Origin of the sequence: Micrococcus sp. ACRRV (genome assembly GCF_022346985.1) — a bacterium.
GTDB lineage: Bacteria > Actinomycetota > Actinomycetes > Actinomycetales > Micrococcaceae > Micrococcus > Micrococcus porci.
Genome location: NZ_JAKRNH010000039.1, coordinates 1 through 19,607 on the forward strand (window position 1 = coordinate 1; position 19,607 = coordinate 19,607).

Consider the following 19,607-nt stretch of genomic DNA (forward strand, 5'->3'; position numbering starts at 1 on the left):
ACCTTCGCGGCGATCGACGCCGCCGCCACGGTGGCGCAGCGGTCCTCCGCCTTGACCATCATGTGCGGCGCCGGCGGGACGGGGGGAGGATGGTCGGGCGTCCGGCATCCGCCGGGCCGCGGGGACGAGCGGTGAGGAGGCCCGGGCATGAGCACGGACGACGTCGAGGATTTCGAGGCCGAGGCCGAGCTGCTCCTGTACCGCGAGTACCGGGACGTCGTGGGGCTGTTCCGGTACGTCGTGGAGACCGAGCGGCGGTTCTACCTGGCGAACGCGGTGACGCTCACCCCGCACCAGACCGACGGCGAGGTGTTCTTCGAGCTCACGCTCGAGGACGCGTGGGTGTGGGACGTCTACCGCACGGCCCGGTTCATCCGCCGCGTGCGCGTGCTGACGTTCAAGGACGTGAACATCGAGGAGCTCCCGCGCGACGAGCTCCAGGTCCCCGAGGACGGCGGGCTGCGGGGCGACCTGGGGCGCTGAGCCCGGGCGTCGACGGGGGTCCGAGGCGTCCGCAGCGGGCCACCTGTCCTGCACAGGTGCCCCAGGCGCGGTCCGTCCCCCACATTGCCGGATCCCGCCCCCGTGGACGGTGCGGCGGCGGCCAGCATGGGGCCAGGAGGTGGTCCCCCTGGACACGACGACGACGACGCCCGCCGCCCGGCGCGGCAGCACGGCACACACGGCGCTGGGCCGGTACGGCGAGGACGCGGCAGCACGCTGGCTCGCGGAGCGCGGCTACCAGATCGTGGCCCGCAACTGGCGCGGTGAGGACGGTGAGCTGGACCTCGTCGCCCGGCATGGGCCGTGGTGGGTGGGCGTCGAGGTGAAGACCCGCTCGGGTCTGGCCTACGGGGACCCGCTGGAGGCGATCGGACGCCGCAAGCTGCTGCGGCTGCACCGGCTCACCGCGGCGTGGGTGCGCGAGGCGGCAGCCCGGGAGGGACGGCCGCTGCGCTCGCAGCAGTGGCGGGTGGACGCCGTCGCCGTGCTCGTCCCGCGCACCGGCGGGGTGCACTTCGACCTCGTGCAGGACGTGCGGCCGTGAGCGGCATCGGACGCACGCGCTCGATCTCCCTGACCGGCCTGCGGGGCACCGTGGTGGACGTGGAGGCGGACATCGCCCAGTCCCTGCCCGGGTTCACGCTGCTGGGGCTGCCGGACCAGGCACTTCAGGAGAGCCGGGACCGCATCCGCTCGGCCGCCCGCAACGCCGGCCTGCCCCTGACCCGGCGCCACCTCACGGTGAACCTGCTGCCGGCCGGCGTGCACAAGCGCGGCGCCGCACACGACCTTGCCATCGTCCTCGCCGCTTACGCCGCGGACGGGCGGGTGCAGGGCGTGGACGGTCCCGTCTTCCTCGCTGAGCTGGGCCTGGACGGCACCCTGCACCGCGCCCCGGAGACCGTGGCGATGGTCATGGCCGCCGTGGACGCGGGACACGACCGCGTCGTGGTGGCCGCGGACGCCGTGGCGGAGGCCGAGCTGGTCCCCGGCGCGCGGGTGCGGGGGTTTGCGCACCTGCACGAGGCGATCCTCGCCTTCGGCGGCCGCCCCGACGCGTCCGTGGCCCGCCCCTCGGGCCCCTCCGGCACGGCCGGGCGGGGGCCGGCCGCCGGCCAGGAGGGCCCCTCGGGGCCGGTCCCGGACCTGGCCGAGGTCGCCGGGCAGGCCGAGGCACGCTTCGCGCTCGAGGTCGCCGCCGCCGGGGGACACCACCTGCTGCTGTCCGGACCGCCGGGCGCGGGCAAGACGATGCTCGCCGAGCGGCTCCCGGGGATCCTCCCGCCCCTCGACGACCGCACCGCACTGGAGACCGCCGCCCTGCGCTCGCTGCGCGGCCTCGAGCCGTCCGCGCGGGGGCTGCGCCGGACGCCGCCCTTCGAGGCGCCCCACCACTCGGCCTCCATGGCGGCGCTGGTCGGGGGTGGCACCGGACTCGGCCGCCCGGGCGCCGTGTCCCTGGCCCATGGCGGGGTGCTCTTCTTGGATGAGGCGCCGGAGTTCGAGCGCCGTGCGTTGGACGCCCTGCGCCAGCCTCTGGAGTCGGGGGAGATGATCGTCCACCGGGCGCACGGCTCGGTCGCCTACCCCGCGCGGTTCCAGCTCGTGCTGGCGGCGAACCCGTGTCCGTGCGGCTTCGGCTCCGGGACGGGCGCCCACTGCCGGTGCACCTCGCTGCAGCGGCGCAAGTACGCCGCTCGGCTCTCCGGCCCGTTGCTGGACCGTGTGGACGTGCAGGTCTCCGTCCGTCCCGTCCGGGCGGACCAGCTGGCCGCCGCCCCGGAGGCCGAGCCCAGTCGCGCCGTCGCCGCCCGGGTGGCCGCCGCCGTCGCAGCGCAGGATGCGCGCTGGGCCGCGGCGGCCCGCGAGGGATCGCTCCCGCCGGGGGTGTGCCGCAACGCCCATGTGCCCGCCGCCCTGCTGCGCTCCGGCCGCTTCGCCGTCCCCCCGGAGGCGCGCGCCACCGCCGACCGCGCGGTGGATCGCGGCGAGCTCAGTGCCCGCGGCCACGGCCGGGTGCTGCGCCTGGCGTGGACGCTGGCCGACCTGCGGGGGGCCTCCTGCCCGGAAGCGCAGGACGTCGAGATCGCCCTGCAGCTGCGGATCCGATCGGAGGAGGACCGATGACCACCGCGGGGGAGACCGCGCAGAACGCCCGCCCGGACGGCCCGCGGGTCGCCCGGGCCGCCCTCACCCGGCTCGTGGAGCCCGGGGACGACCTCGCGCTCGCCACCGTCGCCGCGCTCGGCCCTGAGCGCGCGCTCACGCTTCTCACCGGCGCGGCGCGGATCGAGGCGGCAGAACGGGACCTCCTCGCCGACCGGCTGGGCCAGGACGCGTTCGCCCGGCGGTGGAGCGCCGGACTCGCCCGCTGGGCGCCCCGGTCAGCGCGGCTGGACCCCGTGCGGGACCTGGTCGCACTCCACCGGCTCGGCGGGGGCCTGCTCATCCCGGAGGACCCGGCCTGGCCGGCGGGTCTGGACGATCTCGGCGACGCCGCGCCCGTGGGCCTGTGGTTCCGCGGGCGGGGCACCCTGCCACCCCTGCCCCGGGCCCTCGCCGTCGTGGGCAGCCGGGAGGCGACTGCCTACGGGCGGCAGGTCACCCGGGACGTCGTCGCATGCGCCTCCGCGGCGGGCGTGTGCATCGTCTCCGGGGGCGCCTACGGCATCGACGGGGCCGCCCACGAGGCGGCGCTCGAGACGGCCGCGGCCGCCGGTCGGCGCTCCGGACCCGGATCCCACGACGACGCCGCACCCGGAGTGCCGCCGACCGTCGCGGTCCTCGCCGGGGGGCTGGACCGGTTCTATCCCGCCGGGCACGAACGCCTGTTGCGCGCCGTCATGGAGGAGGGGCTGCTCCTCTCCGAGATGCCTCCCGGCGCCACGCCCACCCGGTACCGGTTCCTGCACCGCAATCGGCTCATCGCCGCGCTCTCCGGGGCCGTCGTGGTGGTCGAGGCCCGCTGGCGCTCCGGCGCCCAGAACACTGCGGGCCACGCGCACGGCCTCGGCCGCGAGGTGGGCGCCGTCCCGGGCCCGGTGACCTCGCCCTCCTCCGCCGGGTGCCACCGCCTCCTGCAGGAGGGGCCGACCCGGCTGATCGCCGACCCCGCGCAGGCCCTGACACTGCTGGAACCGCCCCGACCCGGGGAGCCGCCGGCAGCCTCCCCGGCCACGACCACCCGGGGTGAGGCCTCGCGCAGCCCCGGACGGCCCACGGACGGGCTCACCGTGGAGGAGCTGCTCGTCCACGAGGCACTGCCGCTGCGGCGTGCCGTCCCCGTGGACAACCTGACCTCCTCCGCGGGGCTCGCCCTCCCCACGGTGCTCGCCGTCCTCACCCGGTTGGAGGGCCGGCGGCTGGCCGAACGCCGAGGCGACCTCTGGCGCCGGGCACCGGAGTGAGCCGCACGGTGGGGGAGCGCCCCCGACGGATGGCACAGTGGAGGGCATGCACCCGCCCCACGCCCACCACGCCCCGGGGGCGCCGCTGCCACCGGCCTCCGCCCGGGATGAGGCATGGCTCGAGGCGTTCGCCGAGCATCTCCTCCACGAGCGCGGTCGCAGGCCCCGCACCGTCCGCGCCTACCTGGCCGACCTGCGCCACCTGGCCGCCCACGTCACGGACGACGGGGCCGACGCGTTCGCCGAGGTCGACCTCGAGGACCTGCGCCGATGGCTCGCGCGGATGCGCGACCAAGGCCTCTCCCGCGCGACCGTGGCCCGCCGCGTCGCTGCCGCCCGCACCTTCCTCGGGTGGCTCCACCGATCCGGCCTGCGCCCCGACGACCCCACGCTTCGCCTGCGCGCGCCGGCACCCGACTCCCGGCTGCCGCAGGTCCTCCAGGCAGAGCAGGCGCAGCGGCTCCTCCAGGCCGCCGAGGAACGCGTCCACGAGGCCCGACGCGCCGATGACCTGCACGGCGCGGCGCTCGCGGCCCGCGACGTGGCCCTGTTCGAGCTGCTCTATGCGACCGGGGCCCGCGTCGCCGAGGTCGCCGCGCTCGACGTGGACGACCTCGACCTCGACCGGCGCACGGCCCGGCTCACCGGCAAGGGAGACCGCCAGCGCACCGTCCCCTTCGGCGCCCCCGCAGCCGCCGCCGTCGAGCGCTGGCTGCGGGTCGCCCGCCCGGTGCTCGCCACCGAGCACTCCGGCGTGGCCCTGCTGCTGGGCGCCCGCGGGGGCCGGGCCGACGTGCGCGTCCTGCGCGGCGCCGTCGACCGCGCCCTCGAACGCCTCGGGGACACCGCGGCCCGCGGCCCGCACGCCCTGCGCCACACCGCCGCCACCCACCTCCTGGACGGCGGGGCGGACCTGCGCTCCGTCCAGGAGCTGCTGGGTCATTCGTCCCTCCAGACGACCCAGCGCTACACCCACGTCTCCGTCGACCGCCTCAGGGACGGCTACCGGCGGGCCCATCCGCGGGCCTGACCGCCCCCAGGGTCGGCGTGTCGCCCGCCCCACCGTTGCCGCGCAGGCCGACGTCCGGGACAATGACCGGACCGGACGCCCGTCAGGTGCCGCCGCACCGCCGGACGCGGCGCGCGGCCAGACCCGGAGGCCCCATGCCCGACATCACCACGAACGGAGTGGTCCACCTGCTCTCCGCCCCCACGGCGGTGTGCCCGCACGTGGAGTGGACGCTCACCTCCGTCCTGGGCCCGGGCGACCCGGTGGACTGGCGCGACCAGCCCGCAGAGGCCGGCACCGTCTGCGCCGAACTCCACTGGTCCGCCGCCCAGGGCTCGGGGGCACGGCTCGCGTCGGCGCTGCGCCGGTGGCCGGGCCTGCGCTTCGAGATCACGGAGACGCCGTCGGCGGGCGTCGACGGCTCGCGCTGGTCCCACACCCCCGAGCTGGGGGTGTTCCACGCGACCACGGACGTCTCCGGCAACATCATGGTCTCCGAGGAGCGCATCCGGTACGCCTACGAGGCCGGCGGGGGAGACCCGACCGTGTTGGTCCACGAGCTGTCCCTCGCCCTCGGGGAGGCCTGGGACGACGAGCTGGAGCCGTTCCGCCGGGCCGCCGCCGGTGCGCCGGTCCGCTGGCTCCACCGGGCCGGCTGAGCGGGGCGCCCCACGTGCCCGCCGCCGCGGACACCGTGGCGGCCGGTCAGACTCCGGTGAACACGGCCACGGCGTTGTGCCCGCCGAAGCCGAAGGAGTTCTTCACGACCACTCGACGGTCCGCCGGCAGGGCAGCCGGGGTGCCGGTCACCACATTGAGGGGGATCTCCGGGTCCTGGTTCTCCAGGTTGATCGTCACGGGGGCGACGCCGTGGTGGACGGCCAGCACCGAGAGGATGGACTCGATCGCGCCGGAGGCGCCCAGCAGGTGGCCGGTCTGGGACTTGGTCGCCGAGACCAGGACGTCGTCGAGTCCGGTGCCGAAGACGGCCTTCATCGCGAGGTACTCGGGGGCGTCGCCCTTGGGGGTGGAGGTCGCGTGGGCGTTGACGTGGCCCACGTCCTCCGGGCGCAGCCCGGCGTCGGCCAGGGCGCGGCGCATCGCGCGGGTGGCGCCCAGGCCCTCGGGCTCGGGGGCGGTGATGTGATGGGAGTCGGAGGTGACCCCGGTGCCGGCCAGGCGGGCGTACACGCGGGCGCCGCGGGCGGCCGCATGCTCCTCGGACTCCACGACCATGACGCCGGCGCCCTCGCCCAGCACGAAGCCGTCGCGGTCCACGTCGTAGGGGCGGGAGGCGGACTGCGGGTCGTCGTTGCGCTTCGACAGCGCCTGCATGGCCGCGAACGCGGCCATCGGCATGGGGTGGACCGCCGCCTCGGTGGCCCCGCAGAGCACCACGTCGGCCTGCCCGGTCCGGATCAGCGTCAGGGCCGTGTCCAGGGCCTCGGTGCCGGCGGCGCAGGCCGCCACCACGGTCCGGGCGCCCGCGCGGGCGCCGAACTCGAGGGACAGCGCGCCGGCCGCGCCGTTGGGCATGAGCATGGGGACCGTCATGGGCATCACGCGGCGCGGCCCCCGCTCACGAAGGGCGTCCCACGCGTCGAGGATGGTCCACACCCCGCCGATGCCGGTGCCCATGGCCACGGCCAGGCGCTCGGGATCCACGTCCGCGTCGGCGAGGCCCGCGTCGGCCCACGCCTCACGCGCGGCGACCGTGGCCATCTGCGTGCTGGGGTCCTGGCGCTTGAGCTCCACCTTGGAGAGCACCTCGGAGGTCGGCACGGCCAGCTCCGCGGCGAAGGTCACGGGCAGGTCGTACTGCTCCACCCACTCGTGCTGCATCGTGGCGGCGCCGGAGACGCCCTTCTGGGCGTTGGCCCAGAACGTGGGCACGTCGCCGCCGATCGGCGTCGTGGCGCCCAGTCCGGTGATCAGTGCGGTGCGGGTCACGGTGTCCTCGCTGTCGTTCGAGTGGGGTGGGAGAGGTTCGGGGGCCCCGGAGGGCGAGGCGGTCCGGGGACGCCCGGCGGGGCTCAGCCCGCCGGCCGCGTCCCCGGACTCCGCCCGGGGCGGCGCGCCGAGCGCGCCGTGGGGATCAGGCCTGGGCCTGGTCGATGAAGTCGACGGCGTCCTGGACGGTCTTGAGGTTCTTGACCTCCTCGTCCGGGATCTTCACACCGAACTTGTCCTCGGCGTTCACGACGATCGTCATCATGGAGATCGAGTCGATGTCGAGGTCGTCGGTGAAGGACTTCTCCGGCTGGACGTCGGCGGTCTCGAGGCCGGTCTCCTCGTTCACGATCTCGGCCAGGCCGGCGAGGATCTCTTCCTTGGAAGCCATGGGGCGTCTCCTTCTCAGATGGGGGTGATGGGTGTACGGGTGTACGTGGTCAGTGAATCAGACCGGCGGGGCCTCAGGGGAGGCGCACCACCTGGGCGCCGTAGACCAGCCCGGCGCCGAAGCCGATCTGCAGGGCGAGGCCCCCGGAGAGCTCCGGGTGCTCCTGTAGCAGTCTGTGCATGGCCAGCGGGATCGAGGCGGCCGACGTGTTGCCGGCCTCCGCGATGTCCCGGGCGACGACGACGGACTCCGGCAGCTTCAGCTGCTTGGCGAACTCGTCGATGATCCGCATGTTGGCCTGGTGGGGGATGAAGGCGGCGAGGTCCTCCGGCTCAACACCGGCGGCGTCGAGCGCCTCCCGCGCCTTCTCCGCCATGGACCACACGGCCCAGCGGAAGACGGAGGGGCCGTCCTGGCGGAGCGTCGGCCACAGCATCTCCTCGGCGCCGATGATGGCCGAGGCGTCCCCGGTCTCGCGGGCGTGCTCCACCTCGGCGCGCAGGTCCAGGAGCGAGCGGGTGGGGGAGATGGTGCTCCAGCGCGAGCCGTCCGAGCCCCAGACGGAGGGCGCGATCCCGGCCTCGTCCGAGGCGGAGACCACCACGGCGCCGGCGCCGTCGCCCAGCAGGAAGGAGATCGAGCGGTCGGTGGGGTCGATGAAGTCGGAGAGCCGCTCCACGCCCACCACGAGGACGTGCTGCGCGGAGCCGGCGCGCACGAGGGCGTCGGCCTGCGCCACGCCGTAGCAGTAGCCCGCGCAGGCCGCGGAGATGTCGTAGGCCGGGGCGGGGGTGGCGCCGAGGGCGTCGGCCACGGCGGCCGCGGCGGACGGGGTCGGGTAGGGGAACGTCACGGTGGCGACGACGACCGCGCCGAGGTCGGAGGCCTCCAGCCCGGCGCGCTGGAGGGCCTCCCGGCCGGCGCCGACAGCCATGGTGACGACGGTCTCCTCGGGCGTGGCCCGCTGGCGGGTGACGATGCCGGTGCGCTGGCGGATCCATTCGTCGGACGAGTCGATCGGCCCGACCAGGTCCTCGTTCGGGACGAGGGTGGCGGGGCGGTAGGCGCCGACGGACACGATCCGGCTGCCGGCGGGACGCTCGTGCTGCTTCAGGGTGACGGTCATGGTGCTCTTCTCTGTGACGATGCGGCGCGGGAGGGCGTCAGGCGGTGTGCTCGGCGATGAAGGCGCGGGCGGCGTCGAGGTCGTCCGGGGCCTTCACGGCCAGCGAGGGGACCCCCTTGAGGCCGCGCTTGGCGAGGCCGGCCAGGGTGCCGCCGGGCAGCACCTCCATGATGCCGGTGACGCCGCGCTCCGCCATGGCCTCCATGCAGAGGTCCCAGCGGACGGGGCGGGTCACCTGGTTCACGATGCGCTCGAGGACCTCGGTTCCGGAGGCCACGGCGGCGCCTTCGCGGTTGGAGAGCAGCGTCAGGCGGGGGTCGGCGGGGGAGAGGCCCGTGACGTGGGCGGCGAGCGCGTCCACGGCGGGGCGCATGTGCTCCGTGTGGAACGCCCCGGCCACCTTGAGCGGGATCACCCGGGCGCGGGCCGGGGGCTGCGCCGCGAGGGCGTCGAGCGCGTCCTGGGTGCCGGCCGCGACGATCTGACCGCCCCCGTTCACGTTCGCGGGCGTGAGGCCCGCGGCCTCGACGGCCGCCAGGACCTCGTCCTGGTCCCCGCCGACGACGGCGGCCATGCCCGTGGGGGTGGCGGCCGCGGCCTCGGCCATGCCGGTGGCACGCACCCGCACGAGCGCGAGGGCGTCCTCCGGGGAGAGCACGCCCGCCACGGCGGCGGCGGTGATCTCGCCCACGGAGTGGCCGGCGGCGAGCACGCGGTCGGGGGCGAGCGCGTCCAGGCCCAGCACGTCCGCGGCGACGAGGCCGGCCGCCACGATGAGCGGCTGGGCCACGGCGGTGTCCTTGATCGTCTCCTCGTCCGAGACCGTCCCGTGCGCGGTCAGGTCCACGCCGGCGGCCGCGGAGAGGCGGTCCAGCAGGGAGGGCACGCCCTCCAGCTCGCGCCAGGGGGCGAGGAAGCCGGGGGTCTGGGAGCCCTGTCCGGGGCAGACGATCGCAAGCATGGTCTCCACTCTGGCAGGCCGGACCGTCCGGCGGCGCCCGTGCGGGCGCCGAACCTCCGACGCGCGCTTTGGAGGGATTCTACAACCGGGGAGCCCCCTCGGACAGCCTGCCGAGCGCCACCGCCGTCTGCAGCACGTAGGCGTCCCGGGGCCGCTGCGGGTCCCAGCCCGTCACCTCGGCGGCCCTCCGCAGGCGGTACCGGACGGTGTTCGCGTGGACGTACAGCTCGCGGGCCGTCCCCTCGAGGGAGTGCCCGCACGCCGTGTAGACGTCCACGGTCTCGAGCAGGCTCGGCCCGGCGTCGGCCAGGGCGGCGTAGACGCCGTCCACGAGCGCCGCGCACGCGGTCGCGTCCCCGGCGAGGGCGCGCTCGGGCAGCAGGTCGTCCGAGCGGGCGGGGCGGCCGGCGCGCGGGTGCGCGGCCGCCGCGCCGAGCCCGGCCAGCGCATGGTGCGCCGACACGTGCGCCTCCAGCAGGGAGTCCACGACCGGGCCGACGATCACCGGCCCGTCCGCGAACCAGGGCAGCAGCGCCTCCGCCACCGCGTCGGGGTCGCTCACGGACCCCACCACGAGCACCAGGCGCCGGGACTGCACGCCCACCAGCAGCTCGCACTGGAGGCGGGCGGCGTCGCGGCGGAGCCCGGGCAGGAACGCGGCGGTGGCGCCGTCGCGCGCGGAGCCGGCCATCACCATCACGCCGTCCCCGCCGCGCCAGCCGAACGCGGTGGCGCGGTGCTGGATCTCGTCCGGCTCCTGGCCGCGGAGCACGGCGTCCAGGAGCACGGCCTCGAGCCGGGAGTCCATGGCGCCGCGCAGCTCGGCGGCGCGGGCGTAGACGTCGGCGATCGCGAACGCGATCTCCCTCGAGTAGTGGAGCACGTGCTCCGCGACCACCGGCTGGTCGGCCTCGGAGACGGCGTCCGGCACCCCGGTCTCCACGACGTCGACGATCGTGCGGATCAGCTGCAGAGCTCGGTGCAGGGAGATCGCCCGGGTCAGCTCCGTGGGCGACTGGCCGAACACGTCGCGCAGCACGTCCACCGTGGTGGTCTGCGGCCGTTCGAACGAGGTGATGAACCCCTGCAGGGCGCGCTGCGCGATGAGCCCCAGGGCGCTGCGCTCGTCCGGGGTGAGCTCCCGGTACCAGGGCAGGGTCTCGTCCAGCCGACGCAGGGTGGCGGTGTTGAACGTCCCCAGGTGCGCGCGCAGGCGGGCCAGTCCGTCGGCGCTGACCCTGCGGGGGGCGGAGGGGCGGGGAGCGGGCATGCGCCACATCCTAGGGGCGGTTGTGGCATTCCTACACGGGGGACGACGACGGCCGGCCGCCTCCGCAGGGGAGGCGACCGGCCGTCGTCGGGCTCAGCGGGCGAGCCGGGCCGGGGGGATCAGGCGTCGCCGCCCGCGATGCCGGTGGTGCCGGCGGTGACGTCGTCCAGGCGGTACTTCTCGTGCGCCTTCGCGGCCGTGCCCCGCTCGACCCCGCCCTCCTCCTCGAGGAGCTGCAGCGCGCGGACCACCATCGAGTGGGTGTCGATGAGGAAGTACCGACGGGCGGCGGCGCGGGTATCCGCGAAGCCGAACTCGTCGGCGCCGAGCGCCGAGAAGCGGTTCGGCACGAACGGGCGGATCTGGTTCGTCCACGAGGTGGAGTAGTCCGAGGTGGCCACGATCGGGCCCTCGGCCCCCTGCAGCGCCTGCGTCACGTAGGGCACGCGGGGAGTGGCGGACGGGTCCTTCAGGGCGTCCTTCTCCGCCGCGACGGCGTCGCGGTACAGCTCGTTGTAGGAGGTCACCGACCACACGGAGGCGTTCACGCCCCACTCCTCGGAGAGGATCCTCTGGGCGTCGAGCGCCCACGGCACGGAGACGCCGGAGCCCAGGAGCTGGACCTTCGGGCCGTCGCCCTGGCCCTCGGAGAGACGGTAGATGCCCTTGAGCAGGCCCTCCACGTCGAGACCCTCGGGCTCCTCGATGTGGGTGATCGGCTCGTTGTAGACCGTCAGGTAGTAGATGACGTTGCGGCGGGCGTCGCCGTCCTCGTGGTCGCCGTACATGTCCTCCAGGCCCTGGCGCACGATGTGGGCGATCTCGTACGAGTACGCCGGGTCGTAGTGCTTCACGGCCGGGTTCGTGGACGCCAGGACGGGGGAGTGACCGTCCATGTGCTGGGTGCCCTCGCCGGCGAGGGTGGTGCGCCCCGCGGTGGCGCCGATCATGAAGCCGCGCGCGAGCTGGTCGCCTGCGGCCCAGATGTTGTCCGCGGTCCGCTGGAAACCGAACATCGAGTAGAAGATGTACACCGGGATCATCGGCTCGCCGTGCGTGGAGTACGCCGTGCCGATCGCGTTGAACGCCGCGGTGGCGCCGTCCTCGTTGATGCCGACGTGGTAGATCTTCCCCTGCGGGGACTCCTTGTAGGACAGGAACAGGTCCCGGTCCACGGACAGGTAGTTCTGGCCCTTGGGGTTGTAGATCTTCGCGGTCGGGAAGAACGAGTCCATGCCGAAGGTGCGGGCCTCGTCCGGGATGATCGGCACGAAGCGCGGTCCCATGTTCTTGTCCCGCATCAGGTCCTTGAGCAGGCGCACGAACGCCATGGTGGTGGCGGCCTGCTGCTTGCCCGATCCCTTGCGGGCCTGCTTGTACGCGGACTCGGGCGGCAGCGGGATCTGGTGGTACGTGCTGCGGCGCTCCGGCACGAAGCCGCCCAGCTCCTTGCGCCGCTCCATCATGTACGTGATCTCCGGGGCGTCGGCGCCCGGGTGGTAGTACGGGATGTTGTACGGGTCCTTCTCGATCTGCTCGTCCGAGATCGGGATGCGGTGGCGGTCCCGGAACACCTTGAGGTCGTCCACCGTCAGCTTCTTCATCTGGTGGGTGGCGTTGCGGCCCTCGAAGGACTTGCCCAGGCCGTAGCCCTTGATGGTGTGGGCCAGGATCACGGTGGGCTGGCCCTTGTGCTCCATGGCGGCCTTGTAGGCGGCGTAGACCTTCTTGTAGTCGTGGCCGCCGCGCTTGAGGCCCCAGATCTCGTCGTCGGTCATGTCCGCCACCATCTCCTTGGTGACGGAGGACCGGCCGAAGAAGTGCTCGCGCACGAAGCCACCGGACTCGGCCTTGTAGGTCTGGTAGTCGCCGTCGAGCGTCTCGTTCATGATGCGCACGAGCTCGCCCTCGTCGTCGGCCTCCAGCAGCGGATCCCACTCGCGGCCCCAGAGGACCTTGATGACGTTCCAGCCGGCGCCGCGGAAGTACGACTCCAGCTCCTGGACGATCTTGCCGTTGCCGCGCACCGGGCCGTCGAGGCGCTGCAGGTTGCAGTTGACCACGAAGGTGAGGTTGTCGAGCTTGTCGTTGGCCGCGACGTGCAGCTGGCCGCGCGACTCGGGCTCGTCCATCTCGCCGTCGCCGAGGAAGGCCCACACGTGCTGGTCGGAGGTGTCCTTGATGCCGTTGTTGTGCAGGTACCGGTTGGTCTGCGCCTGGAAGATGGCGTTCATCGGCCCCAGGCCCATGGACACGGTGGGGTACTGCCAGAAGTGCGGCATCATCCGCGGGTGCGGGTAGGAGGGCAGGGCGTGCCCCTGGCGGGACTTCTCCTGGCGGAAGCCGTCGAGGTCCTCCTCGGTCAGGCGGCCCTCGAGGAACGCGCGGGCGTAGTTGCCCGGCGAGGAGTGGCCCTGGAAGAAGATGTGGTCGCCGCCGCCCGGGTGGTCCTGGCCGCGGAAGAAGTGGTTCAGGCCCACCTCGTAGAGGGTCGCCTGGCCCGCGTAGGAGGAGATGTGGCCGCCGACGCCGACGGCGTCGCGCTGGGCGCGCTGCACGAGGGCCATGGCGTTCCACCGCAGGTAGTTGCGGTAGCGGCGCTCCAGCTCCTCGTCGCCCGGGTACTCGGGCTCCTGGTCGGCCGGGATCGTGTTCACGTAGTCCGTGGTGGTCACGTGCGGCAGGGCGACGGACTTGGCGCCGGCGCGCTGCATCAGCGAGCGCATGATGTACTCCGCGCGCTCCGTGCCGCGCTCGTCGACGAGCCCGTCGAACGACTCGATCCACTCGGCGGTCTCCTGCGGGTCCTTGTCCGGGCGCTGGCTGGTCAGACCGCTGACGATCTGCGAGCTCTCTTCGGCTGCGCTCACGGTGCCTCCTGGGGTCTCGTGCGGAGGGGTGCTCCGCGGGGTGTCCTGCGGTCCGCCGGTGAGGCCCGGCCGGCCGCTCGCGCCTGCGGCCGGTCGCCGGCAGCGGTACGCGTCGTCGGCCAGCCTAATGGCGCACGGGGCTGCGCGCCCGCGTCCGGGCCCCGTTGTCCGGAGGGCCACGGCGTATGGTGGTGCGTGTCACCCGCACCGGACGGCGCTGGAGACCCGCTCCGCCCCGTCCTCGTCTCAAGGAGGAGCGCGCGCATGGAGACCCCGTCGGACGGGACCTCGACGCACCAGGAGCTGCTGGACGCCTACGGCCTGACCGCAGGAGAGCTCGTCCAGGAGTGGGGGTATGACGACGACATCGACTTCGACTTCCGTGACGCGCTCGAGGACGCCCTGGGCGAGGAGCTGCTCACCGAGGAGGACCAGGAGCCGGCGGACGCGGTGCTGTTCTGGTGGCGGACGGACGACGGCGACGTCTCGGACCTCACGGACGCGCTCGTGGACGCCCAGCGCTCCCTCGACGCGGGCCCGGTCTGGCTGATGACGCCCCGCAACGGCCGCCCCGGGCACGTGAGCCCCACGGACGTCGCGGAGGCCGCCGCCACGGCAGGGCTGCACGTCACGACGGGCGCCGGCGGCAGCGCGGACTGGGCCGCCGTGCGGCTCGAGAAGCGCGGTGGCTGAGCCGGCCCTGCGGGACATCCACGGCACGCCCTGGCCGTGGCCGCCCGTGGTCTCGGGGGAGCGCGCCGCCTGGCTGGTGTTCCTTCCCGGGGCGTTCACCCCCGTCTGTGCGGGGGAGCTCGCCTGGCTGGGGCCGTTGGCCGTCGAGCTCGCCGCGGAGGACGTGGGCCTGCGCGTGGTCTCCTGCGACGCCGCCCCCGTCCTCCGAGAGGTCGCCGACCGGACGGGCCTGCCGGCGGAGTGCGTGCTGCTCTCGGACTTCTGGCCCCACGGTGCCGCGGCCGCCCGGTTCGGCCTGCTGGACGAGACCACGGGCCGCCCGCGACGCGTCTCCGTCCTCGTGGACGAGTCGGGGACCGAGCTGGTCCGGGTCCGCCCCGGGGAGCCCGGCGGACCCCGCACGGCGCAGGCGCACCGGCGGGCTGCGGAGGGCGCGCTCGGTCGGCGGCGCTAGGCTGGGCGGGTGCCGTCCGCGGTCCGGACGGTGCGGCCGGGACCCATAGCTCAGCCGGTCAGAGCGTCTCGTTTACACCGAGCAGGTCGGGGGTTCGAATCCCTCTGGGTCCACCGTGGGCGACGGCCCCGGGACCACACGATGTGGTCCCGGGGCCGTCGTCGTCCGACCTCGAGGGAACACCGGCCCGTGGGGCGGTCAGGCCTGGGCGTACCGGGGGCGCACCGCGCCGGCGTAGTCGTGTTTCGCGTTGAGCTGCTCCAGCGTCTCGACGGTGACCGGGCGCCCCACGAAGGGGGCGTTGATGCCGCGCCCCTTGCCGAGGTACAGGGCGACGTGGCGGATCCGCCGGCCCCCGGGCACGTGCGAGTAGAACAGCAGGTCGCCCGGGGTGAGGTCGTCGGCGGCCACCCTGGGAAGTCCCGAGTCGTAGAGCTGAGGACCGGAATCGCGGGGCAGCAGGATGCCGTGCGCGCGCAGCACCGTGTAGGTGAAGCCGGAGCAGTCGATGCCGAACCGGCTCATGCCACCCCATAGGTACGGCGTGCCCTCGAAGGAGCGCGCGGTCTCGAAGACCTGCTCGGCCGTGCCGAGGGCGGGCTCGCCCACGGCCGTGTCCGCGGCGGCGATCCAACCCTCCCGCTCGTCCGGCAGCAGGACCTTCGAGGCCTCGTCGCCCTCCTCCAGCAGCGGCAGGCGCGTCCCGAGGGGGACGACCACGAGGGTCTTCTCCATGTCCTCGCCCTCGTATACCCCGGTGCTGTGCGCGGTCACGCGCATGATCGGGGCCCCGTCGGCCTGCTGGGCGGAGAGGAAGCCGAGATCGCGCACGACGTGGGCGCGCGGCACCCAGCTGGTCTGGTGGCCGAAGTCGTTCGGCGCGGCCTGGTCCAGGAAGCTGACCCTCGCCCAGTCCCCGGAGAGCTCGCGCACGGTGACGCGGGAGCCGAGGGCCGCCTGGGTGTCGCTGCGGCCGAGCAGCCCCCGCTGCAGGGTGTCGTCCATGCGGGGGAGCCACTCGTCAGGCCGGGGGTCGGCCTGGGTGACGGGCTCGTCCGTCCAGCCACGGTCCACGTCGGGCTTGAGCCAGGCGGTCGTCAGCGACGCGCGCACCACGGCGTCCTGGCCCACGGCGAGGTCCTCGATCCCCGTCGCCGCGACGGGGGAGGACGACGGAGACGCCGAGGTCTGCGGAGCGGAGGTCGTCTGCGCGGAGGAGCAGCCCGTCAGGCCCAGCGCCCCGGCGACCCCGGCGCCGCCGAGCCCCAGCAGCGTGCCGCGGCGGGTGAGCGGGCGTCCTGAGATGTGTTCCATGCGGTGATACTCCTGGTCAGCGGGCCGGGTTCGGACGCAGGAGGGCCCCTCGGCGGTCGGATCGGAGGGGTCCGGAATGGCGCGGCACGTCCGGTCGAGGTCCGACGGCGCGCCGCGGAGCGCCCGGACGTCATGGACAACGGTAACCCGTGGAAAACCGCCCCGCATTCACCGTGAGAGGGCTGTGGGGGTCCTCTTCCGCACCGCGCCGTCCCGTCACCCTGCGTCGTCGCGGCGGACGGGGCGCATGGACTGTGGCACCCTGGCCCGACCATGACTGAGATCACACCGCCGTCGCCCGCGGCGTCCGGCGTGCCGGACGCCCTGCCGACCCGCCGTGCGGAGGTCGCCGAGGGGGTCCGCCTGTCGGGACCGGCCGGACTGGGGCTGTTCCCGCTGGGCGTGGCCTTCGGGATGCTCGTGGTGCAGGCCGGACTCCCCGGGTGGGCCGCCCCGCTGCTGTCCGTGGTGGTGTTCGCCGGCTCGGTGGAGCTGCTGCTGGTGAGCCTGCTGGCCGCGGGGACGTCCCTGGCGGGGATCGCCGTGACCGTGTTCCTGCTGAACTTCCGGCACGTGTTCTACGCGTTCGGCTTCCCGCTGCGCGTGGTGCGGAACCCGCTGGCCCGGCTGTACTCGATGGGCGGGCTCATCGACGAGGCCTACGCCATCACCGCCGCCCATCCGCGTGGCTGGACCGCCCCGCGGCTGCTCGCCACCCAGGTCAGCCTCCACCTGTACTGGGTGGTCGGCGGTCTTGTGGGCGTCGTGGCGGCCGGGCTGCTGCCGGCACCGGTGGAGGGCCTCGAGTTCGCCCTCACCGCCCTGTTCATCGTCCTCGCCCTCGACGCCGCGCGCACCCGCCGCCACGTCCTGCTCGTGCTCGCCGCCGCGGCCGCCGTCGGGGTGGGGCTCGTCGTCGCGCCGAGCGCGCTGCTGGTCGCCTCGTTCCTCGGGTTCGTGGCGGCCCTGATGGCGGCGCACGTCGCGGCCGAGCGCGGGGCGCGCCTCCCGCTGCCGGCGGTCAAGGAGCTCGGTGCCACCTCCCCCGGAGCCGCTGAGGCGGCCGAGCTGACGACGGTGGACGCGGAGGCGGGCCGATGATCGACGGCGTCGTGCACCCCGGGTACATCGTGGCCGCCGCGCTCGTGGCCGGCGGCGTGACCTTCCTGCTGCGGGCCCTGCCGTTCGTCCTGCTGCGCCCGCTGCGCGAGTCCCGGCTCGTGGCGCGCCTGGCGGTGTGGATGCCCGCCGGGATCCTGACGATCCTCGCCGTGGTGATGGTCCTCGACTCCGCGGCCCTCGCCCCCGGCGACCCGGTGGACTGGCCGCGCGTCGGCTGCACGCTCGCGGCGGGCGCCGTGACGGTGCTCGTGCACCTGCTCGGCGGGCGGCGCACCCTGCTGTCCATCGGAGCGGGCACGCTCGCCTACGTGCTGCTCGTGAACCTGGCCCTCTGAGCCGCCCGGAGCGGCGACCGGCCGGCCCGCGGGGCCGGCCGGTGCGAGGTCAGTCCCCCGGGGCGTCGGCGGTGGGCTGCGCGGAGCCGGCGGCGCCCGGGCCCACGCCGTCGGTGTCGTCGTAGACGTCGACGGTGCCACCGTAGTTGGCCACCCAGACCTGCCCGGTGGGGTCGTCGTAGGTGACGCCGACGGTGTTCTCGCCGGCCGGAGCCGTGTCGAGGATCTCGAGGGTCTCGGCGTCGATCTTGGTCAGCGTGGACGCCTCGTAGTTGACGACGTACAGCGCGGTGCCGTCCCTGGAGACGTCCATGGAGCGCGGCTCATCGCCGGCGGAGGCGCTGGCGAGGACCTTGCCGGTGGCGGCGTCGAGCTTCACGATCCGGTCGGCGCCGGCCACCGTCATGTACAGCGTCTTCCCGTCCGGGGACAGGGAGAGGTGGCGCGGCTGGGGGCCGGTGTTCATGACCAGCTCGGCGGTGCCGGCGTCGAGGTCCACGCGGTAGAGCTTGTCCGCCCACATGGCGACGACGTAGGCGGTCTTGTTGTCCGGCAGTACCACGATGCCGCGGGGCATGGTGTCCAGGGGGATGGTGTGCTGGAGCTCCCCGGTCTCGGCGTCGAGGACGGACAGGGTCGCGTCGCACCAGTTGCTGACCAGCAGGCGGGAGTCGTCCGGGGACAGGGCCAGGTACTTGGGCACCCGGCCGACGCGGTAGGCGGCGTCCCACTTCTTCTCCTCCACCGAGTACCGGTACACGAGGGAGGGGGAGATCGCCGAGCCGGCGGTGCAGTTGTCATCCGGCTTGACGCCGGTGCCCTCGCCGCCGGTCAGCTGGTAGTTGGAGACGTAGGCGTACCTGCCGTCCTGGGTCCACGCGGCCTCCACCGGCGAGCCGTTGACCACGCCGGACAGGCCGTCGATGCCCATGGCGTCCGTGTCCACGGTGTCCTCGAGCGTCTGGACGACCTCGCGGCTCCGGGTGTCGAAGAGCATGACGTTGTGCCGGTACATCATGTTGTTGGCGATCGCGAGCCCGTGCTGATTGGAGACGATGGACTTCGGCGTCAGGCCGGGGTCCTTGATGGTCTCCACGCGGGTCAGCTTGGTGGTGTTGGACGCCGGGAAGTCGGCCGGATCCACGGGGGGCGAGCCCTCGGCCCGGCTCTCCGACGCGCCCGACTGGCCTCCGGCGGACCCGCCGGCCGTGCCGCTCGAGGCCCCCGCGTCCTCGGTGGTGGACGCACCGGCCTCCGGGGAGCCTCCGGCCGGCGCGCCGTCCGGGCCCGCGCAGCCGGTGAGCAACAGGCCCGCGGTGAACAGGACGGCGGCGGGCCGCAGCGCCCGATGGCGGGCGGCGCCGACGCCGCTCAGCGCACGGGCGCCGGGGGCGTTGTCGGCGGTGTCGTGGGCACTGTGCAGTCGAGGCATGGGGTTCTCCAGGGAATGAGGTGGGCGGCCGGGACGTCCGACGTCGCCGCCAGACACAGGCCCAGCATATCGAGGCGGCCGGTGGCGCTCGTCCCGGGCGTCTCACCGATCCGTGTCCCGCGCGCGGGCGCGGGTCCTCAGGGTCAGCCCCGTGCGGTGAGGCGCCTCTCCCAGGCCGCCGCGGCCGCGGCCAGGCGGCGCCCGTAGTCGGTGACGCCGCCCGCAAGCGTGCCCGCGTTGTAGAGCGTGCCCGCCCGCTCGAGGCCGGCCGCGGAGAAGTCCCCGCGGGCGCTGTCCCGCAACAGGCTCAGGCCGAGCGTCATGTTGTCCTCGGGGTCGGCGAGGTCCAGGCCCTCGGCGTCGGCGCGGTCGAAGAGGGGTGGCCAGGTGATCTGCGCCGGGCCCACGCCGTTGGAGCGCTCGCCGTCCGCCACTCGCCGGCGGAGCTCGGCGACGCGCTCCGGCGTCACGTCGACGTCCGGGGCGCCGGGGGAGGAGAACACGCCGCCGACGTCGTTGCCGAACACGTTGCGGCCGCCCGACTCCAGCTCGGCCAGGTCCGCGGCCACCGACACGGGCACCCGCGCCCGTCCGGCGGCGGCGACGATCGCTTCGGGGTGGGAGAGGGAGGCGGAGAGCACGGTCACGGGATCCATCCGGCCAGCGTGCCCGAGTCTGCGGCGAAGGGCCAGGCGTGCGGGGCCCGCCGGGGCGTAGGGTGGGACGGCCCGCGGGGCGCCTCCCGGCGCCCGCCCCCGACCCCACCGGC

At 74.6% G+C, this 19,607-nt stretch carries 19 protein-coding genes and 1 tRNA gene; 11 read left to right on the top strand and 9 right to left on the bottom strand.

The window, feature by feature from the left end:
* Positions 1-147 precede the first annotated feature (147 nt).
* The 6 genes from MHY29_RS05935 (at position 148) to MHY29_RS05960 (ending at position 5,579) form a co-directional block, all read left to right on the top strand.
* Complete coding sequence (locus MHY29_RS05935) at positions 148-483, top strand: DUF2469 domain-containing protein (protein WP_224355142.1); 336 nt, start codon at positions 148-150, stop codon at positions 481-483.
* A 139-nt stretch (positions 484-622) separates the two neighbouring features.
* Complete coding sequence (locus tag MHY29_RS05940) at positions 623-1,048, top strand: YraN family protein (protein WP_370643460.1); 426 nt, start codon at positions 623-625, stop codon at positions 1,046-1,048.
* The gene (locus MHY29_RS05945) at positions 1,045-2,631 is read left to right on the top strand and encodes a YifB family Mg chelatase-like AAA ATPase (protein ID WP_224355141.1); all 1,587 of its coding nucleotides are present in this window, start codon (positions 1,045-1,047) and stop codon (positions 2,629-2,631) included. The genes MHY29_RS05940 and MHY29_RS05945 overlap by 4 nt, the downstream gene beginning before the upstream one ends.
* The gene (locus MHY29_RS05950; protein WP_224355140.1) at positions 2,628-3,911 is read left to right on the top strand and encodes a DNA-processing protein DprA; all 1,284 of its coding nucleotides are present in this window, start codon (positions 2,628-2,630) and stop codon (positions 3,909-3,911) included. Before MHY29_RS05945 ends, MHY29_RS05950 begins: the two co-directional genes overlap by 4 nt.
* 46 nt (positions 3,912-3,957) lie before the next feature.
* The gene (locus tag MHY29_RS05955; protein ID WP_224355139.1) at positions 3,958-4,941 is read left to right on the top strand and encodes a tyrosine-type recombinase/integrase; all 984 of its coding nucleotides are present in this window, start codon (positions 3,958-3,960) and stop codon (positions 4,939-4,941) included.
* Positions 4,942-5,075: 134 nt separating this feature from the next.
* The gene (locus MHY29_RS05960; protein ID WP_224355138.1) at positions 5,076-5,579 is read left to right on the top strand and encodes a DUF3145 domain-containing protein; all 504 of its coding nucleotides are present in this window, start codon (positions 5,076-5,078) and stop codon (positions 5,577-5,579) included.
* A 46-nt stretch (positions 5,580-5,625) separates the two neighbouring features.
* Here the strand turns inward: MHY29_RS05960 and MHY29_RS05965 are convergent, their stop codons facing one another.
* The 6 genes from MHY29_RS05965 to aceE all read right to left on the bottom strand — a co-directional run bounded on the left by MHY29_RS05965 (position 5,626) and on the right by aceE (position 13,488).
* Complete coding sequence (locus MHY29_RS05965; protein WP_224355137.1) at positions 5,626-6,870, bottom strand: beta-ketoacyl synthase; 1,245 nt, start codon at positions 6,868-6,870, stop codon at positions 5,626-5,628.
* A gap of 145 nt (positions 6,871-7,015) precedes the next feature.
* Positions 7,016-7,261, bottom strand: coding sequence for an acyl carrier protein (locus tag MHY29_RS05970; RefSeq protein ID WP_224355136.1), 246 nt, complete (start codon positions 7,259-7,261; stop codon positions 7,016-7,018).
* Between the two features lie 73 nt (positions 7,262-7,334).
* The gene (locus MHY29_RS05975; RefSeq protein ID WP_224355135.1) at positions 7,335-8,387 is read right to left on the bottom strand and encodes a beta-ketoacyl-ACP synthase III; all 1,053 of its coding nucleotides are present in this window, start codon (positions 8,385-8,387) and stop codon (positions 7,335-7,337) included.
* A gap of 37 nt (positions 8,388-8,424) precedes the next feature.
* Positions 8,425-9,348 (bottom strand): ACP S-malonyltransferase, encoded by a 924-nt coding sequence (locus MHY29_RS05980; RefSeq protein ID WP_224355134.1) that lies wholly within the window; start codon positions 9,346-9,348, stop codon positions 8,425-8,427.
* 79 nt (positions 9,349-9,427) lie between these two features.
* On the bottom strand, positions 9,428-10,618 hold the full coding sequence (locus MHY29_RS05985) for a CdaR family transcriptional regulator (RefSeq protein ID WP_224355133.1): 1,191 nt from the start codon (positions 10,616-10,618) through the stop codon (positions 9,428-9,430).
* A gap of 119 nt (positions 10,619-10,737) precedes the next feature.
* A complete protein-coding gene (aceE, locus tag MHY29_RS05990; protein ID WP_239238882.1) occupies positions 10,738-13,488 on the bottom strand; it encodes a pyruvate dehydrogenase (acetyl-transferring), homodimeric type in 2,751 nt (916 codons plus the stop codon).
* 264 nt (positions 13,489-13,752) lie between these two features.
* Here aceE and MHY29_RS05995 point away from each other — a divergent pair, with 264 nt between their 5' ends.
* From MHY29_RS05995 to MHY29_RS06005, 3 genes are all read left to right on the top strand, one after another.
* Entirely contained in the window at positions 13,753-14,181 is a 429-nt protein-coding gene (locus MHY29_RS05995) for a DUF3052 domain-containing protein (protein ID WP_239238885.1), read from the top strand.
* Entirely contained in the window at positions 14,174-14,635 is a 462-nt protein-coding gene (locus tag MHY29_RS06000) for a redoxin domain-containing protein (RefSeq protein ID WP_224355130.1), read from the top strand. Before MHY29_RS05995 ends, MHY29_RS06000 begins: the two co-directional genes overlap by 8 nt.
* A 39-nt stretch (positions 14,636-14,674) precedes the next feature.
* Positions 14,675-14,748, top strand: a tRNA-Val gene (locus tag MHY29_RS06005).
* 85 nt (positions 14,749-14,833) lie between these two features.
* Here the strand turns inward: MHY29_RS06005 and MHY29_RS06010 are convergent.
* Entirely contained in the window at positions 14,834-15,949 is a 1,116-nt protein-coding gene (locus MHY29_RS06010) for a C40 family peptidase (protein ID WP_224355129.1), read from the bottom strand.
* A gap of 273 nt (positions 15,950-16,222) precedes the next feature.
* Between MHY29_RS06010 and MHY29_RS06015 the strand changes: the two genes are divergently transcribed.
* Positions 16,223-17,050: an AzlC family ABC transporter permease gene (locus MHY29_RS06015; protein WP_224355128.1), complete on the top strand. Its 828-nt coding sequence runs from the start codon at positions 16,223-16,225 to the stop codon at positions 17,048-17,050.
* Complete coding sequence (locus MHY29_RS06020) at positions 17,047-17,406, top strand: branched-chain amino acid transporter permease (RefSeq protein ID WP_224355127.1); 360 nt, start codon at positions 17,047-17,049, stop codon at positions 17,404-17,406. Before MHY29_RS06015 ends, MHY29_RS06020 begins: the two co-directional genes overlap by 4 nt.
* Positions 17,407-17,455: 49 nt before the next feature.
* On the opposite strand, the gene MHY29_RS06025 is transcribed toward MHY29_RS06020, so the two are convergent.
* Positions 17,456-18,838, bottom strand: a complete 1,383-nt coding sequence (locus MHY29_RS06025) for a YncE family protein (protein WP_224355126.1) — start codon at positions 18,836-18,838, stop codon at positions 17,456-17,458.
* Between the two features lie 143 nt (positions 18,839-18,981).
* Positions 18,982-19,494, bottom strand: coding sequence for a hypothetical protein (locus MHY29_RS06030; RefSeq protein ID WP_239238888.1), 513 nt, complete (start codon positions 19,492-19,494; stop codon positions 18,982-18,984).
* Positions 19,495-19,607 lie beyond the last annotated feature (113 nt).

Excerpts from the sequence above, each read along its gene's own strand:
- MHY29_RS05935 (WP_224355142.1), top strand. The coding sequence starts at position 148 with ATGAGCACGGACGACGTCGAGGATTTCGAGGCCGAGGCCGAGCTGCTC.
- MHY29_RS05950 (WP_224355140.1), top strand. The coding sequence starts at position 2,628 with ATGACCACCGCGGGGGAGACCGCGCAGAACGCCCGCCCGGACGGCCCG.
- MHY29_RS05955 (WP_224355139.1), top strand. The coding sequence starts at position 3,958 with ATGCACCCGCCCCACGCCCACCACGCCCCGGGGGCGCCGCTGCCACCG.
- MHY29_RS05960 (WP_224355138.1), top strand. The coding sequence starts at position 5,076 with ATGCCCGACATCACCACGAACGGAGTGGTCCACCTGCTCTCCGCCCCC.
- MHY29_RS05970 (WP_224355136.1), bottom strand. The coding sequence starts at position 7,261 with ATGGCTTCCAAGGAAGAGATCCTCGCCGGCCTGGCCGAGATCGTGAAC.
- MHY29_RS05975 (WP_224355135.1), bottom strand. The coding sequence starts at position 8,387 with ATGACCGTCACCCTGAAGCAGCACGAGCGTCCCGCCGGCAGCCGGATC.
- MHY29_RS05980 (WP_224355134.1), bottom strand. The coding sequence starts at position 9,348 with ATGCTTGCGATCGTCTGCCCCGGACAGGGCTCCCAGACCCCCGGCTTC.
- MHY29_RS05985 (WP_224355133.1), bottom strand. The coding sequence starts at position 10,618 with ATGCCCGCTCCCCGCCCCTCCGCCCCCCGCAGGGTCAGCGCCGACGGA.
- MHY29_RS05995 (WP_239238885.1), top strand. The coding sequence starts at position 13,753 with ATGGAGACCCCGTCGGACGGGACCTCGACGCACCAGGAGCTGCTGGAC.
- MHY29_RS06010 (WP_224355129.1), bottom strand. The coding sequence starts at position 15,949 with ATGGAACACATCTCAGGACGCCCGCTCACCCGCCGCGGCACGCTGCTG.
- MHY29_RS06015 (WP_224355128.1), top strand. The coding sequence starts at position 16,223 with ATGACTGAGATCACACCGCCGTCGCCCGCGGCGTCCGGCGTGCCGGAC.
- MHY29_RS06020 (WP_224355127.1), top strand. The coding sequence starts at position 17,047 with ATGATCGACGGCGTCGTGCACCCCGGGTACATCGTGGCCGCCGCGCTC.
- MHY29_RS06025 (WP_224355126.1), bottom strand. The coding sequence starts at position 18,838 with ATGCCTCGACTGCACAGTGCCCACGACACCGCCGACAACGCCCCCGGC.
- MHY29_RS06030 (WP_239238888.1), bottom strand. The coding sequence starts at position 19,494 with ATGGATCCCGTGACCGTGCTCTCCGCCTCCCTCTCCCACCCCGAAGCG.